The following is a 14,545-nucleotide window of genomic DNA, read 5'->3' as shown; positions in this document are numbered from 1 at the left end:
GCCGCGGAAAGGCATTATACACCCCCATCAATCAGACCTGCCCCTGTGGAGAGCGCGGGGGCGTGGTAATTTAGTCCGGATCGTGATGATCCGGTGGATAGGGTCAAAGACCCGTAGCGGCAAATGGAGATATCCTGTGAAACGTACATTTCAGCCAAGCGTTTTGGTTCGTAAACGTCGTCACGGTTTTCGTGCACGTTCCGCTTCTGTTGGTGGTCGCCGGGTTCTTGCAGCTCGCCGGGCAAAAGGACGGAAGCGCCTTTCAGCGTAAAGGCAGCGGATTTCGCCTGAACAGGCAATAGGAACAGACCGGCCCCTGACTTCAGTGGCCGGTTTTGTTTTGATGGACCCATGGTCATGACGCAACAGTCTGAAACTAAAGATAAAAAAATCACTGTGCTGCAAAAGCGCAGCGATTTCCTGCGTGTGGCCCGGGCCAATAAGAAATGGATCTCGCCCGCCATGATCGTCCAGACGTGCAAGCAGCCCGAGGGCGTGGACAGCGGCGAGGAGATCCGGGTCGGCTATACCACCAGCAAGAAGGTGGGCAATGCGGTGGTGCGCAACCGGGCCCGCAGGCGGCTTCGCGAAGTGGTGCGCCGGGTATTGCCGGAAAAGGGCAAGGCCGGTCAGGATTATGTGCTGATCGCCCGCTCCGGCATTGAGGAGCGCAGCTTTGACGATCTGATTCGCGACCTGAAATGGTCGCTGAAAAGACTCGGCGATGAAAACGGCAAAAAGCCGGCCCAACGCCGGAACGGACAAAAGCGGGAGCAAGTCGCTGCCTCCGGAGGGGAAAAATGACATTTCTCCGCCGGATCATGCGATTTCTCCTCGATATTCTGTCTTATTTCTTGAAAGGCCTGATCACACTCTATAAGTATTTGATTTCGCCCCTGCTGGGACCCAAATGCCGATATCTGCCGACCTGTTCGGAATATGCCTATATCGCCATTGACAGATTTGGTCCGTTCAAGGGGACATATTTGGCCGTCCGGCGTATTTTGCGCTGCAATCCCTGGGGCGGGCACGGGTTCGATCCGGTGCCGCCGAAACAAGGGGAAGAGGGACAAAAGGCAGACAGGAACAATTGCAAATGCCATGCCGGGCATCACGGCGGCGAAGGTAGAAAGTACTGAGAAGGGTTTATGCAGCAGGATAACAAGAATTTCATTATTGCCATCGCGCTGACAATGGCGATTTTGCTGGGGTACGAAGTATTTATCTCCAAACCGCAACGGGACGCCGCCGAGCAGGCACAGCAGGAACAGCTGGCTCAGCAGGCTGAGGCAGGGGACAGCAATGTTCCGGACATGAGTGCGGCCGGCACCATTCCCGGCGTCGATGCGCCGGTGGTCAAGGACGTGCCGCAGAGCCGGGAAGAACAGCTGCAGACCACGCCGCGCATTCCGATCTCCTCTCCCCGCGTGCATGGCTCGATCGCCCTCAGGGGCGGCCGCCTGGATGACCTGACGCTCAGGGACTATCATGTGGAAGTGGACGGCAAGGAAGAAGTGGTGCTCCTGAGCCCCGCCGGCAGCGGTGAGGGCTATTACGCTGAATTCGGCTGGGCCGGTGTGCAGAACGGCCCAACGGCCAACACCATCTGGACCGCCGACAAGGGCGAGCTCAAAGCCGGCGACAAGGTGACGCTCAGCTGGGCTAACAACGAGGGCCTGCTGTTCAAGCGGGTGATTGCGCTGGACGAGAACTATATGTTCAAGATCACCCAGTCCGTGACCAACAACGCTGACACGGCGGTTTCAATGGCGCCTTACGGGCTGGTGTCCCGTGAAAGCCGTCCCCAGGGCAAGCAGTTGTACATCCTGCATGAAGGACCGCTTTGGGTGATGGAAGACGGTAAGGATGAATTCAGCTACAAGGATATCGAGGAAGAAACCCAGAAAGCCCACGGCAAGGCCGGCGGCTGGCTCGGCATCACCGACAAATACTGGCTGGTGGCCCTGATTCCCGACAGCCGGGAAGATTTTGACGGCCGTATCCTGCGCCATGTCGGAAAGAGCGGTGAAAAATTCCAGACCGACTATATTCTGGCCAGCCGCACCGTGGCGCCGGGCCAGACCATCGAGGTGACGGACAAACTTTTCGCCGGCGCCAAGAAGGTGGAATTGCTGGATCACTATCGTGACAGCGAAAATATCCGCATGTTCAGCTATGCCATTGACTGGGGCTGGTTCTATTTCCTGACCAAGCCGATCTTTTATACGCTGGACTTCCTGTACGGCCTGGTCGGAAACTTCGGGGTTGCCATCCTGCTGCTGACCGTCGGCATCCGGCTGATCCTGTTCCCGGTGGCCAACAAGCAGTTCGTCTCCATGAGCAAGATGAAAAAGCTGACCCCGAAAATGCAGGCACTGAAGGAAAAATACGGCGACGACAAGATGCGCCTGCAGCAGGAGACCATGGAACTGTACAAGAAGGAGAAGGTTAATCCGCTGGCCAGCTGCCTGCCGATCTTCATTCAGATCCCGATCTTCTTCTCGCTGTACAAGACTCTCTATGTCACCATCGATATGCGCCATGCGCCTTTCTTTGGCTGGATCAGGGACCTGTCCGCGCCGGATCCGCTGCTGGTGACCAACCTGTTCGGCCTGATTCCCTGGGATCCGCCGAGCTTCCTGGCCATCGGCATCCTGCCGGTGCTGATGGGCATCACCATGTGGCTGCAGCAGAAGCTGAACCCGGCCGCCACCGATCCGGTGCAGCAGAAGATTTTCATGTTCATGCCGATTATTTTCACCTTCATCCTGGCCAATTTTGCCGTGGGTCTGGTGATCTACTGGACCTGGAACAATATGCTCAGCATTCTTCAGCAGTGGATCATCATGCGGCGGGTTGATGCAGAGGTGCCGGGCAAGAGCTGAAACAGGTGAATATGACCGACGAAATGACACAAGAAGAAAAGGCGGCCTGGCTGGAGCGGGGCCGTCTTCTCTTTGCCCAGAATTGCGATTTCATCATGGGATCGCCGGTGCTGGATAACCTGCCGCCGGCGGACCTGGGCGAGATTGCCTTTGCCGGCCGCTCCAATGTGGGCAAGTCCAGCCTGATCAACGCCCTGACCGGGCGCAAGACCCTGGCCCGGACCTCCAACACGCCGGGCCGGACCCAGATGCTCAATTTCTTCCTGCTCGGCAAGCGGGAGGAGTTGGCGCTCTATCTGGTCGACCTGCCGGGCTACGGCTATGCCAAGGTGTCCCGTTCGCTGGTCAACCAGTGGACCAGACTGATGAAGGATTACCTCAGGGGCCGTCCGAATCTGCGGCGGGTTTACGTGCTGGTGGACAGCCGGCACGGCCTCAAGGAGGGCGACCGGGATATCATGAAACTGATGGATGAAAGCGCCGTTTCCTACCAGATTATTCTGACAAAAGTTGACAAGCTTAAAAAAGGGGAGCAGGAAAAGGTCAGGGAGGCAACAGAACAGGCCATCAAAAAGAATGTGGCGGCCCATCCGGAAGTGATCCTGACCAGTTCGGTCAAGGGTGACGGCGTGGATGAGTTGCGCGCCAGTATCGCGGCCCTCGCTGCCTCCTAGAAGAAAAAGAAGATCAGGTAAAGGTGCATGATGACTGAGCAGGAAAAGCTGGACAAGCAGGAACAGAAGGCAAGATATCTGAGAAAGGCCAAGACCCTTTCCGAGGCCCTGCCCTATATGCGCCGATATGCCGGCCAGACCATTGTCATCAAATATGGCGGTCACGCCATGGGCGACGACGATCTGTCCCACAGCTTTGCCCATGACGTGGTGCTGATGAAACAGGTGGGCATGAACCCGGTTGTGGTGCATGGCGGCGGCCCCCAGATCGGCCGCATGCTCGAAGCCCTGCAGATCAAAAGCTCTTTCATCGACGGCCTCCGGGTCACCGACAAGGATACCATCGGCATTGCCGAAATGGTACTCAGCGGCAGTATCAACAAGGGCATCGTCGCTTCCATCAACAATGTGGGCGGCCAGGCGGTGGGCCTGTCCGGCAAGGACAGCAACCTGGTGATTGCCGAACCGCTGCGCCGGACCCGCAAGGACCCGGACAGCAATATCGAACAGGTCCTGGACCTGGGCTTTGTCGGCTATCCGAAAAAAGTCAACGCCGACTTCCTGCGCATGTTCGAGGAATCATCGGTCATTCCGGTGATTGCCCCGATCGGGCTCGGCGAAAACGGCGAGACCTATAACATCAATGCAGATACCATGGCCGGCGCCATCGCCGAGGCGCTGGGCGCCACCCGTCTGTTGCTGCTGACCGATGTGGAAGGGGTGCTGGACGCGAACGGGGAACTGATTTCCGAAATGACCGAGGAAAAGGCGCGGGCCATGATTGCTGACGGCACCATTTCCGGCGGCATGATCCCGAAAATCGATACCTGTATCCATGCCGTGGATCACGGCGTGGGGGCGGCCGTCATCATTGACGGACGGGTCAAGCATGCCCTGCTGCTGGAACTGTTTACCGAACACGGCGCCGGCAGCTTCATCGGCCATGCAAAGTAGATTGGCAAAATAGGCCGCGTCAGGCCTCAGGCATAAAGCTCCAGCTCATATTCCATTTCCGCGCCGGACAGGGGATAGTCAACGCCGTCCCGGGCATTGATGAAATCCTCGGGCGGGATATGGGCCAGTTTATGTTGCAGGTCGAGGGCGGTGCGCATGCTCAGCTCGGCGCGCCAGCAGAGGGCGACAATACGGCGGCTTTTGTTGCTGGCAATCAGTTTGCGGACAGAATCCACCTTGATTCCGGACAACAGGGCCAGGCACTGGATCACAAGCTCGCGTTGCTTGTTGCCGAGGGCATTCTGGATAAAATCGTCATCCACGACACCTTTTTCCACCAGGTCCCGGGCCTGCTCGGCCAGGGTCTGGATATCATCCTCATCGACCTGCTGGTCCTGGATCCTTTTGCGCACGTTGGCGAGGATTTCATCGGCCACATCTTTCTCGAGATGGTTTTTCTCCAGCATGCGGCTGACCAGGGAGGAGGCGACAAAGCCGGCGATCCGCTTGATGGCGCGCAGCGACAGGTTGGGCCGCTCCACCAGCGGCGGGTGCAGGGATTCCACGCTTCTGGCCTGGTCGAGAATGGCATCCAGCGTGTCTTCGCGGATCTGGGCGTTCTGGTTGGCGATCAGGGCGGAGACCGCCGGCACATCCAGCGAATTGGTCAGGGCCTCGGAAATATCTTCACTGACCTGTTCACGCCGGGCAATGGCGCTGAGCGCCCCGCTCACGGTGGTGACGGCAATGATTTCCTTCAGGTCCACATCGCTCAGCAGCGGTGAATATTCCAGAATCGGGGCGCAAACTGCCAGTTCCTGATCCCTGGCCAGGGTCTTGACGATCTTGTGCGGGACCAGGTCGGAGGACTTTAATTCCTCGGCGACAATCTGCCGCACCTTGGGAAACTGGTCATTGGCCAGCTTCTCCAGAATCTCGATGGCTTTTTCCCGGATCTGGACCTGGTCATGCTGGGACAGGTCGGGAAAGATACGGGAAATCTTGCGGGCCAGCTCAAGGCGAACGTCATCACTATTGTCGTTGGCGAGGAGTTCATCGGCCTGGATCGGGGTGCTTTCATTTCTGGCCACATCGCGACGGATAGTGGCATCCTCGTCAGTGGCCAGGTAATAGAGCACTTCAGGCTGAGTTTCCGGCCGCCGGGCCAGAAGCTTTTTATCGCTTGCCTTCTGTTTTTCCAGGGCGTCGCGGGCCTCTTCATAGGAGAGGTCCTTTTTGTCGTTCTTGTCGAAAATTTTATTCAGCAGATTTTTCATTTCTCTCCCTCCCTTCGCCACTACGGTCCCCTTCCGCCAAGGTCACGGCATTTTTGCCGGTTTTTTTGACGTCATAGAGCGCCGCGTCCGCCAGTTCCAGCAGCTGGTCAAGTGTGACGTTTTTCCGCGGCGAACTGATGGCGACACCGATCGACAGGCCCGGCGCCGGGGACAGCTCGCCGGTGACCTGCTGCAGCGACCGGCGGCCCGCGACAAGGTCGCTGGCCTTCTCCATGGCGACATCCGCATCCACATTTTCAAGCCACAATGCGAATTCGTCGCCGCCGAGGCGGCAGATATAATCGCCGACGCGTGTATTTTTGCTCAGGAGTTCGGCAACTTTCTGCAGGACCTTGTCACCGACTTTGTGACCCAGCTTGTCATTGACGGTTTTGAAATTGTCCAGATCGACAAACAGCAGGGCGCAGTTTTCGCGACTGCGTTTCTGGTGGGTGATGCGTTTTTTGACTTCTTCTGTGAAAGCGCGGCGGTTCAATAGTCCAGTCAGTTCATCCGTGCGGGACAGATGTTCCAGTTCTTCCTGCTTATGGATTTGCTCCATGGCGATACCCAGATGGCTGGAAATGCCATTGAACAGAATGGCGTCCTCTTCCGACCACTCCTGTGAACCTTCCTCGCGAAGCAGGCAGAATGCACCGTTGGGTTCATTATGATGCTGGGTAATGCTGAACAGGACAGACCAGCCATCCTGAGTGAACGTTCCCGCCAGACGGCTCTCGCCCGGGGCATTGTTCCGGCAGACTTCCACCGCTTTCTGCGTCAGTTTGTGCAGCAGATCGTGATCGTCGAGGGTCCCGGAACAGGCCCGGGTCTCGGCGTCCAGGGAACCATTTCGCGACTTTTTGATCTCCAGGATGCAGGCATGTTTCGCACGGATGCCTTCAAGGGTGGCATTCAGCAGGTTGCTGAAAATTTCATCCGGTTTTGAGAGGTCACGGATGGTCGTGACAATCCGGTTGAGGATATGCTCTCGCTTGCCGATGCGTCGCAGGGCGGCCTCGCGCTCCCGGACCACGGTGATATCGCGACAGACGCCCCGCGCGCCCTGCCAGCTGGATTTATTATCGATGATAGGGACGGCGGAGACCAGAATGCAGGCCTTTGTCCCGTCGTTGCGCTGAACCCAGAGCTCCATGTCATGGATGGTATCCAGCGTGTCAAACGGGTTCTTGCCTTCATTGCCGACGATCAGGTCGGCGGCGAGCTTGCCGTTCAGCTCATAGGCGGTGTACCCGAGGATGCCCTTGGGCGAGACATATTTGAACCGACCCTGGCTGTCGGTTTCCCAGGAGAAATCACTCGAACAGCTGACCAGGTCCTTGAACATCTGGCGGGATTCGACCAGCGCATTGGTCAGGTTATGTTCCACTGTGATTTCCCGCCCGGTCACCAGAACCGCTTTTTCCCCGGTCGCATCCTGCCGGCTGGCCGGCATGGCATAAAGGTTGTAGTGGCGGATGCCCTTGCTGTCATTCAGGATGACTTTCTGCATGTCGGGGCAATTGTTGGTGAGGCTGCGGGCAATCAGGCCGGTGAAGGTGAGGTCTCCGGCCTGCAGGGCTTCCACAATTCCCAGGGCATGGATGTTGTGATGCAGGATATTCTGCTCACTGTCGACCATCAATGCCGGCCCCGGAAACATTTCGATAATCATCTCGGTCTGGAAACTGAAGGCGGACAAATCAGGAAGGGCGGTTTTCTCCCGAGACAGATTGGATTTCTGGATGATCCGTGCGATATTGACGTCCATGCTCATGATTACTAAGTAAGCCTTACTGATCCGCAGTTAATTTAGGGACACATAATAGAGACCAAGCTGTTAACAACTGGTTTACTTCTTTGGAAAAATCTGGACAAAATCATAATATGACTCTCGACCTTTCAGAGCTGGAACACTGGGTCTTTGACCTGGATAATACTCTCTATCCGGCCGCCAACAGTCTGTTCGACCAGGTGGACCAGCGCATGGGCCGGTTCATCGCGGAAAAATTCGACCTGGAGCAAGAGGAAGCCCGGGCGCTGCAGAAGCATTTTTTCCGCACCCACGGCACCACTCTCAGGGGCCTGATGAGTGAACACGGGGTGTCCCCGGATAAGTTCCTGGATTTTGTCCATGACGTGGACTTCAGCGGGCTTGAGGAGAATCCGCAACTGGCCGGTGCGCTCAAGGCACTGCCGGGCCGAAAGGTCATCTACACCAACGCCGATGTGCCCTATGCGGAAAAGGTGTTGCAGCGGATCGGTATTGCGGATTTTTTTGACGATATTTTTGATATCCGGCTCGGCGGATATACCCCCAAACCGGACCGGGAAAGTTTTCGAAAAATGATCGAACATACCGGGGTCAAAGCGGACAAATCCGTGATGGTGGAGGATATCGCCCGTAACCTGGAGCCGGCGCGGGAAGCCGGCATGACCACGGTCTGGGTGCCGACCCATCAGGAATGGTCCCGGGACGGCATGAACGAGGCGCATATCGACTATACGGTCGAGGACCTGACGGGCTGGCTTTCCGACCTTGCGGCGGCTTTTGAACAAAAAGAATAAAGCGGTCCGGGAATCATTGACAGCCGGGGCGGGATCGTTATTGTCAGCCCGTAATCGAACCAAAAGTGCCACAAACTTAGGGAATTTGAGTATGACGGACAAGTCACTGGAACAGGTCATCGAACAGGCCTGGGAAAATCGCGCGGGACTGACCACCTCCACCACCGGCGAAGTGCGCGAGGCGGTGGAAGAAACCCTCAACCTGCTGGACAGCGGTCAGGCCCGCGTTGCCTCCAAGGAGAGCGGCGAATGGGTCGTGCACCAGTGGCTGAAAAAGGCGGTGCTGCTGTCGTTCCGTCTCAATGACATGGAGGTTATTTCCGGCGGTCCCGGAAACGCCAACTGGTACGACAAGGTGCCGAGCAAATTCAACGGCTGGGGCGAGGCCGACTTCGCCAAGGCGTCGTTCCGCGCCGTGCCGACTTCTGTTGTCCGCAAGGCTGCCTATATTGCGCCGGGCGTGGTGCTGATGCCGTCCTTTGTCAACCTCGGCGCCTATGTGGATGAAGGCACCATGGTGGATACCTGGGCCACGGTCGGCTCCTGCGCCCAGATCGGCAAGAATGTGCATATCTCCGGCGGTGTCGGCATCGGCGGCGTGTTGGAGCCGCTGCAGGCCGGTCCGGTGATCATCGAAGACAACTGCTTCATCGGCGCCCGTTCCGAGGTGGCCGAAGGCGTGGTCGTGGAAGAAGGCGCCGTGCTCAGCATGGGCGTGTTCATCGGCGCCAGCACCAAGATCGTCGACCGCGAAACCGGTGAAGTGATGTATGGCCGGGTGCCGGCTTACAGCGTGGTCGTGCCGGGCACCCTGCCGGGCAAACCGCTGGCCGACGGCACCCCGGGACCGAACCTGGCCGCCGCCATCATCGTGAAACGGGTGGACGAGCGCACGCGCTCCAAAACTTCCATCAATGAACTTCTGAGGGACTGAGTTGGTTGAGATCGTCAATCCGGTAGAGTTTACCCGCGACCTGATCCGCTGCCCCAGTGTCACGCCCGCTGACGCGGGGGCGCTGGATGTGCTGGAACAAAAGCTGACGGCGCTCGGGTTCACCTGCACCCGCCTGCCGTTCAGCGAGCCGGGCACGCCGGATGTGGACAATCTCTATGCCCGCCTCGGCACCGACGCGCCCAACTTCTGCTTTGCCGGCCATACCGATGTGGTGCCGGTCGGCGCGGCGGCGGACTGGTCCGTCGATCCCTTCGCCGGCGAGGTCAATGACGGCTGGCTCACGGGGCGCGGGGCGGCTGACATGAAAGGGGCCATTGCCGCCTTTGTCGCGGCGGTGTCCCGCCTGCTGGACGATGGCGAGGTCAAAGGCTCGATCAGTTTCCTGATCACTGGTGACGAGGAAGGCCCGGCCATCAACGGCACCATCAAGATGCTGCAGTGGCTCGAAGACAATGGCGAAAAGCTGGACTATTGCCTGGTCGGTGAGCCGACCAACCCGACCACGCTCGGCGAGATGGCCAAGATCGGCCGCCGCGGCAGCCTCAATACGCGCCTGGTGGTCAAGGGGACCCAGGGCCATGTGGCTTATCCGCATCTGGCCGACAACCCGATTCCGCGGCTGATTGAAATCCTGCACCGGCTGACCGGTAAGAAACTGGACGATGGCAACGACCATTTCCAGCCCAGCAACCTGGAAGTGGTGACCATCGATGTGGGTAATGAGGCGAGCAATGTGATCCCGGCCGAGGCCGAAGCCCGCTTCAACATCCGTTTCAATAACGAGCAGAGCATCGACGGGCTCAAGGACTGGATCCGCTCGGTCTGTGACGCGGTCGGCGGCGAGGTCGAGCTCGAGATGAAGGCGTCCGGCGACGCGTTCCTCACCCCGCCGGGCGTACTCAGCGACCTGATCACCGGGGCGGTGGAAAAAGTGACGGGGATCAGACCGGAGCTCAGCACCACCGGCGGCACCTCCGATGCCCGTTTTATCAAGGATTATTGCCCGGTGTCCGAATTCGGCCTGGTGAGCCAGACCATGCACAAGGTGGATGAGCGGGTCCGGGTCGAGGATATCGAGCAACTTGCGGATATCTATACGGAAATCCTGAACCGATTTTTCCGGAATCAAGGCTGATGTCAGACCAGAACCAGTCACAGAATTTCATTGTTTCCTCCGTGAAGGCGGCCTGGACGCTGGCCCAGTTTGACGGCCGTGGCATGCTGATGTTCGACCTCACGGCCGAAGGCTTCTGGAAAAGTTTCTGGGCCATCGCCGTGGCGGCGCCGCTGGCGTTCCTGCCGTTGCTGATGGGTCAGCATATGGCGGAACAGGCTGGTGTTTCGGGCACTTTCTGGCCGTCGCTGATCAGCTACCTGATCCATTTGCCGTTCACCGCCTTTATCATGATTTATTTCACCCGCTATATGAAGATTGACGCCAATTATGCGCCGATGATTATTGCCTATAACTGGTCGACGGTGATTGTCTATCTGGTGTCCCTGCCGATGGCGTTGATCATCAGCCGCGGTTTGATCGCCCAGGAGGTCGGCGTCCTGGTGATGCTGCTGATCGCGGGCTATCTCTACCTCTATCGCTGGTTTATCTTCCGGGAATCCCTGAAGATCAGCGGCTGGCTGGCCTTCGGCGTCCTGCTGTTCCAGCAACTGGCGACGACGCTGGTGGACATGTTGTTGCTGCGGCTGATGCTGCCGGGATATTTCGAGCGGCTGGGCCAGATGGCGTCCTAGTCCGGGTAATCCACCTTCACAAAATAGAGCCCGTCCGGCGGCGCATTGAACCCAAGTGCAGTGCGGTCCGCCGCCTCCAGCGCCGCTTTCATGTCGTCCGGGGTCCATTTGCCCTTGCCCACATAATAAAGACAGCCGACCATGCTCCTGACCTGGTGATGCAGGAAGGAGCGGGCGGAACAGTCGACATAGACATGTTCCCCGGCCTCAATCACCTCCAGGCTGTCGAGCGTCTTGACCGGGCTTTCCGACTGGCACTGGACAGAGCGAAAGGTGGTAAAGTCATGTTTGCCGATCAGGTGAGCGGCCGCTTCGCGCATGGCGTCGGTGTCGAGCTTGTCCCGCACCTGCCAGGCCTTGTGCTTCTGCAGGGTCAGTGGCGCATCGCGGCAGATGATGTGATAGCGGTAGTATCGTTTCAGGGCCGAAAAGCGGGCATGGAAATCCTCCGCTGCCCGTTCCGCCTTGAGCACCGCGACCGGGCCGTTATGCAGGTGATAATTGAGACCGGACATGACTTTGAAGGGCTCGTCGTCGCGGGGCAGGTCCACATGGGCAACCATACCCAAGGCGTGAACCCCGGCGTCGGTGCGCCCGGCGGCATAAAAGCGATTCTGTTCCGGATCATAGGTCCGGCAGAATTTCTGCGCGGCCTCCTCAAGCAGCTGTTGCACCGAAAGGCCGTTTTCCTGCCGCTGCCAGCCGACCAGGCCGGTGCCGTCATATTCGATGGTCAGCTTGTAGCGGGTAAACTCGGTCATGTGAGAATGGTCCCGTTGGGGATCGGGAAGCCGCGCAGCAGGTCCTCGGCCAGCATCGGGCCCTTGCCGGCGCGCTGGGCTTTGAGGATTTTGAGCGCGCCGTCTCCGCAGGCCACTACCAAGGGCTCGGCGATCACTTCGCCGGGTGCGCCGCTGCCGGTAACCACTTCCGCCAAAAGCAGCTTGAGCCGTTCGCCCTCCACTTCGCACCAGGCGCCGGGGAAGGGGCTGAGGCCGTGAATATGGGCGCGCAATTCCTGTGCAGGCCGGGTCCATTCGATGCGGGCTTCCGCCTTGTCGATCTTTTTGGCATAGATCACGCCCTCTTCCCCTTGCGGGCGGGGGGTAAGGCTGCCATCGGCGAGGCCCTCGAGCGCCGGGACAATGGCCTCGGCACCCAGCTGCGCGAGAGCATCATGCAGGCTGCCGGTGGTGTCTTCAGGTTGGATAATGACGCGTTTTTCCAGCAGCACCGGTCCGGTGTCCAGCCCTTCTTCCATCATCATGATGTCGACGCCGCTCTCCTTGTCCCCGGCCATGATCGCCCGGTGGATCGGCGCCGCTCCGCGCCAGCGCGGCAGCAGCGAGGCATGGACATTGACGCAACCCAGTCGCGGCGCGTCGAGAATGGCTTTTGGCAGCAGCAGCCCGTACGCCACCACCACGGCCACATCCAGGTTGAGGGCGGCGAATTTCTCTTGTTCCTCTTCGGATTTCAGGCTGGTCGGGGTATGGACCGGGATGCCGTGTTGTTCGGCAAAGGCGTGAACCGGGGAGGGGCGTTCCTTCTTGCCGCGTCCGGCCCGGCTCGGCGGCTGGCTGTAGACGGCGGCCACGTCATGGCCGGCGCCAAGCAGGGCGCGCAGGGTGGGAACGGAAAAGTCGGGAGTGCCCATAAAGGCTATACGGAGCGGCGTTGCCATGGGTCTCTCCCCTGCCAGAATGAATTACAGTACTTTGTCCCGGGTCAGTTTCTTGACCTTCTTCACCATTATATCCCGCTTCAGCTTGGACAGGTGATCCACAAACAGGATGCCGTTGAGGTGATCCATTTCATGCTGGATACAAGTGGCGAGCAGGCCGGTGCAATGAATATCCTGTTCCTCACCGTTGTAGTCCAGGTAACGGACCTTGCATTCGGCGGGACGTTCCACTTCCGCATATTGTTCCGGCACCGACAGGCAGCCTTCGTTATAGACGCCCATTTCCTCGCTGGTCCAGTAAATGTCCGGGTTGACGAAATATTGCGGATCGGGCTCTTCATCATCCCGCGCCAGGTCGATGACCAGTACCCGGATCGGCCGACCCACCTGGATCGCGGCAAGGCCGATGCCCGGCGCGTCATACATGGTTTCCAGCATGTCATCCATGAATTTACGCAGCGCGTCATCCACCTTTTCCACCGGGGTCGAGGAGAATTTCAGCATCGGGTCGGGAACTGTAATAATGGGTAAAATCGCCATTCTGTCTCTATCTTATCTTTCAATCTTCTATCTGGTAGGTAATATGAGAAGGACGCAAGGTCAAGAGATAAGGAAAATCAAGGGAATATACGGGGTGGTCTTAACGGAAACGCACTTAATCGCCATCGGCGCGGCACTTTTCAGCCTGGTCGCCGTTTTGCTCGCCATCTGGTTCATGGGACGGCGCACCGCCGCGTTCCAGGAACAGCTGACCGAGGAGCGCCGCAAGCAGCAGGAGGCCGAGGCCCGGGCCCAGGAAGCCCTGATGCGGATGATGCAGTCCCAGTCGGCGCTCGAAGGCCGTCTGGCCCAGATGTCCGACGCCAGCGCCAAGAGCCAGGCGGAGCTGACCCGGACCCTGGAGGAACGGCTCGACAAGGTCAGCCAGCGCATGGGCGAAAGCCTGGAGAAAACCACCCAAAATACCACCGAAAGCCTGACCGACCTCAAAACCCGGCTGGCGCTGATTGACGAGGCCCAGAAGAATATCACCGAGCTTTCCGGCCAGGTGGTCGGGCTGCAGGATATTCTCAGCAACAAGCAGAGCCGCGGCGCCTTTGGCGAGGTGCAGCTTAACGACCTGGTGTCCGCCATCCTGCCGCCCAGCGCCTACGGCTTCCAGGAGACTCTGGGCAACGGCAAGCGGGCCGACTGCGTGATCAAGCTGCCCAACCCGCCGGGCCCGATTGTGGTCGACGCCAAGTTCCCGCTGGAAAGCTATCACCTGCTGCGCAACGCCCAGGACGAGGGTCAAAACAAGCAGGCCGCCGCCGCCTTCCGCACCGCCATCAAAAAGCATGTGAAGGATATCGCCGAAAAATATATCGTCACCGGCGAGACGGCGGAATCGGCGCTGATGTTCCTGCCCAGTGAAGCGGTCTATGCGGAACTGCACGCCAATTTCCCCGACCTGGTGGAGGAAAGTTTCCGCGCCAAGGTGTGGATCGTCAGCCCGACCACGCTGATGGCGACCCTGAATACGGTGCGGGCGGTGCTCAAGGATGTGCGCATGCGCGAGCAGGCGGGGGTGATTCAGAAGGAAGTGGGGACCCTGCTCATCGATGTGGATCGACTGGACAAGCGGGTGGGTAATTTACGCAGTCATTTTAATCAGGCAGAAAAAGACATCAAGGAAATCGAAACTTCGAGCGGCAAGATCTCCAAGCGTGCTGAAAAGATCGAAGCCCTGCAACTGGAAGAAGGCGAGAGCGCAGGCGCGGTACTGGAAACGGCAAGAGGTCAGCTGGACGGGGAATAGG

At 58.7% G+C, this 14,545-nt stretch carries 16 protein-coding genes; 11 read left to right on the top strand and 5 right to left on the bottom strand.

The genetic code is table 11. The features are described 5' to 3' along the window. Positions 1–136 precede the first annotated feature (136 nt). From rpmH to argB, 6 genes are all read left to right on the top strand, one after another. A complete protein-coding gene (rpmH, locus tag FIV46_RS17245) occupies positions 137–271 on the top strand; it encodes a 50S ribosomal protein L34 (RefSeq protein ID WP_139942160.1) in 135 nt (44 codons plus the stop codon). Between the two features lie 86 nt (positions 272–357). Beyond that, on the top strand, positions 358–804 hold the full coding sequence (gene rnpA / locus FIV46_RS17240; protein ID WP_139942159.1) for a ribonuclease P protein component: 447 nt from the start codon (positions 358–360) through the stop codon (positions 802–804). After that, on the top strand, positions 801–1,139 hold the full coding sequence (gene yidD / locus FIV46_RS17235; protein ID WP_281280529.1) for a membrane protein insertion efficiency factor YidD: 339 nt from the start codon (positions 801–803) through the stop codon (positions 1,137–1,139). The genes rnpA and yidD overlap by 4 nt, the downstream gene beginning before the upstream one ends. A 9-nt stretch (positions 1,140–1,148) precedes the next feature. After that, positions 1,149–2,885 carry a membrane protein insertase YidC gene (gene yidC, locus FIV46_RS17230; RefSeq protein WP_139942158.1) on the top strand — a complete coding sequence of 579 codons (1,737 nt, stop codon included), beginning with the start codon at positions 1,149–1,151 and terminating at the stop codon, positions 2,883–2,885. A gap of 11 nt (positions 2,886–2,896) precedes the next feature. After that, complete coding sequence (gene yihA, locus FIV46_RS17225; RefSeq protein ID WP_139942157.1) at positions 2,897–3,559, top strand: ribosome biogenesis GTP-binding protein YihA/YsxC; 663 nt, start codon at positions 2,897–2,899, stop codon at positions 3,557–3,559. A gap of 30 nt (positions 3,560–3,589) precedes the next feature. Further along, a complete protein-coding gene (argB, locus tag FIV46_RS17220) occupies positions 3,590–4,513 on the top strand; it encodes an acetylglutamate kinase (RefSeq protein WP_139942287.1) in 924 nt (307 codons plus the stop codon). Positions 4,514–4,539: 26 nt separating this feature from the next. Here argB and FIV46_RS17215 read toward each other — a convergent pair whose 3' ends face one another. Together FIV46_RS17215 and FIV46_RS17210 are read right to left on the bottom strand one after the other, a co-directional pair. Continuing rightward, positions 4,540–5,790 (bottom strand): DUF2336 domain-containing protein, encoded by a 1,251-nt coding sequence (locus FIV46_RS17215; protein WP_139942156.1) that lies wholly within the window; start codon positions 5,788–5,790, stop codon positions 4,540–4,542. Then, positions 5,771–7,567: a sensor domain-containing diguanylate cyclase gene (locus FIV46_RS17210; protein ID WP_139942155.1), complete on the bottom strand. Its 1,797-nt coding sequence runs from the start codon at positions 7,565–7,567 to the stop codon at positions 5,771–5,773. Before FIV46_RS17210 ends, FIV46_RS17215 begins: the two co-directional genes overlap by 20 nt. Positions 7,568–7,677: 110 nt before the next feature. Between FIV46_RS17210 and FIV46_RS17205 the strand changes: the two genes are divergently transcribed. From FIV46_RS17205 to FIV46_RS17190, 4 genes are all read left to right on the top strand, one after another. Continuing rightward, positions 7,678–8,358, top strand: a complete 681-nt coding sequence (locus tag FIV46_RS17205) for a pyrimidine 5'-nucleotidase (RefSeq protein WP_139942154.1) — start codon at positions 7,678–7,680, stop codon at positions 8,356–8,358. 91 nt (positions 8,359–8,449) lie between these two features. Continuing rightward, entirely contained in the window at positions 8,450–9,292 is an 843-nt protein-coding gene (gene dapD / locus FIV46_RS17200; RefSeq protein WP_139942153.1) for a 2,3,4,5-tetrahydropyridine-2,6-dicarboxylate N-succinyltransferase, read from the top strand. A 10-nt stretch (positions 9,293–9,302) separates the two neighbouring features. Further along, on the top strand, positions 9,303–10,448 hold the full coding sequence (dapE, locus tag FIV46_RS17195; protein WP_139942286.1) for a succinyl-diaminopimelate desuccinylase: 1,146 nt from the start codon (positions 9,303–9,305) through the stop codon (positions 10,446–10,448). Then, the gene (locus tag FIV46_RS17190) at positions 10,448–11,062 is read left to right on the top strand and encodes a hypothetical protein (RefSeq protein ID WP_139942152.1); all 615 of its coding nucleotides are present in this window, start codon (positions 10,448–10,450) and stop codon (positions 11,060–11,062) included. Before dapE ends, FIV46_RS17190 begins: the two co-directional genes overlap by 1 nt. Here the strand turns inward: FIV46_RS17190 and truA are convergent. From truA to def, 3 genes are read right to left on the bottom strand one after another with little or no spacing between them, the layout of a single operon-like run. Next, on the bottom strand, positions 11,059–11,823 hold the full coding sequence (gene truA, locus FIV46_RS17185; RefSeq protein ID WP_139942151.1) for a tRNA pseudouridine(38-40) synthase TruA: 765 nt from the start codon (positions 11,821–11,823) through the stop codon (positions 11,059–11,061). The genes FIV46_RS17190 and truA overlap by 4 nt on opposite strands. Continuing rightward, entirely contained in the window at positions 11,820–12,746 is a 927-nt protein-coding gene (gene fmt / locus FIV46_RS17180) for a methionyl-tRNA formyltransferase (RefSeq protein ID WP_139942150.1), read from the bottom strand. Before fmt ends, truA begins: the two co-directional genes overlap by 4 nt. A gap of 24 nt (positions 12,747–12,770) precedes the next feature. Beyond that, positions 12,771–13,286 carry a peptide deformylase gene (gene def, locus FIV46_RS17175; protein ID WP_139942149.1) on the bottom strand — a complete coding sequence of 172 codons (516 nt, stop codon included), beginning with the start codon at positions 13,284–13,286 and terminating at the stop codon, positions 12,771–12,773. Between the two features lie 94 nt (positions 13,287–13,380). Here def and FIV46_RS17170 point away from each other — a divergent pair, with 94 nt between their 5' ends. After that, on the top strand, positions 13,381–14,544 hold the full coding sequence (locus FIV46_RS17170) for a DNA recombination protein RmuC (protein WP_219846177.1): 1,164 nt from the start codon (positions 13,381–13,383) through the stop codon (positions 14,542–14,544). The last annotated feature ends 1 nt before the right edge of the window (position 14,545 follow it).

The sequence above is a fragment of the Emcibacter nanhaiensis genome, from assembly GCF_006385175.1.
GTDB lineage: Bacteria > Pseudomonadota > Alphaproteobacteria > Sphingomonadales > Emcibacteraceae > Emcibacter > Emcibacter nanhaiensis.
This window is presented reverse-complemented; position numbering and strand designations above follow the sequence as displayed.

Excerpts from the sequence above, each read along its gene's own strand:
- yidD (WP_281280529.1), top strand. The coding sequence starts at position 801 with ATGACATTTCTCCGCCGGATCATGCGATTTCTCCTCGATATTCTGTCT.
- FIV46_RS17215 (WP_139942156.1), bottom strand. The coding sequence starts at position 5,790 with ATGAAAAATCTGCTGAATAAAATTTTCGACAAGAACGACAAAAAGGAC.
- argB (WP_139942287.1), top strand. The coding sequence starts at position 3,590 with ATGACTGAGCAGGAAAAGCTGGACAAGCAGGAACAGAAGGCAAGATAT.
- rnpA (WP_139942159.1), top strand. The coding sequence starts at position 358 with ATGACGCAACAGTCTGAAACTAAAGATAAAAAAATCACTGTGCTGCAA.
- yihA (WP_139942157.1), top strand. The coding sequence starts at position 2,897 with ATGACCGACGAAATGACACAAGAAGAAAAGGCGGCCTGGCTGGAGCGG.
- FIV46_RS17205 (WP_139942154.1), top strand. The coding sequence starts at position 7,678 with ATGACTCTCGACCTTTCAGAGCTGGAACACTGGGTCTTTGACCTGGAT.
- FIV46_RS17190 (WP_139942152.1), top strand. The coding sequence starts at position 10,448 with ATGTCAGACCAGAACCAGTCACAGAATTTCATTGTTTCCTCCGTGAAG.
- FIV46_RS17210 (WP_139942155.1), bottom strand. The coding sequence starts at position 7,567 with ATGAGCATGGACGTCAATATCGCACGGATCATCCAGAAATCCAATCTG.
- yidC (WP_139942158.1), top strand. The coding sequence starts at position 1,149 with ATGCAGCAGGATAACAAGAATTTCATTATTGCCATCGCGCTGACAATG.
- def (WP_139942149.1), bottom strand. The coding sequence starts at position 13,286 with ATGGCGATTTTACCCATTATTACAGTTCCCGACCCGATGCTGAAATTC.
- truA (WP_139942151.1), bottom strand. The coding sequence starts at position 11,823 with ATGACCGAGTTTACCCGCTACAAGCTGACCATCGAATATGACGGCACC.
- dapD (WP_139942153.1), top strand. The coding sequence starts at position 8,450 with ATGACGGACAAGTCACTGGAACAGGTCATCGAACAGGCCTGGGAAAAT.
- fmt (WP_139942150.1), bottom strand. The coding sequence starts at position 12,746 with ATGGCAACGCCGCTCCGTATAGCCTTTATGGGCACTCCCGACTTTTCC.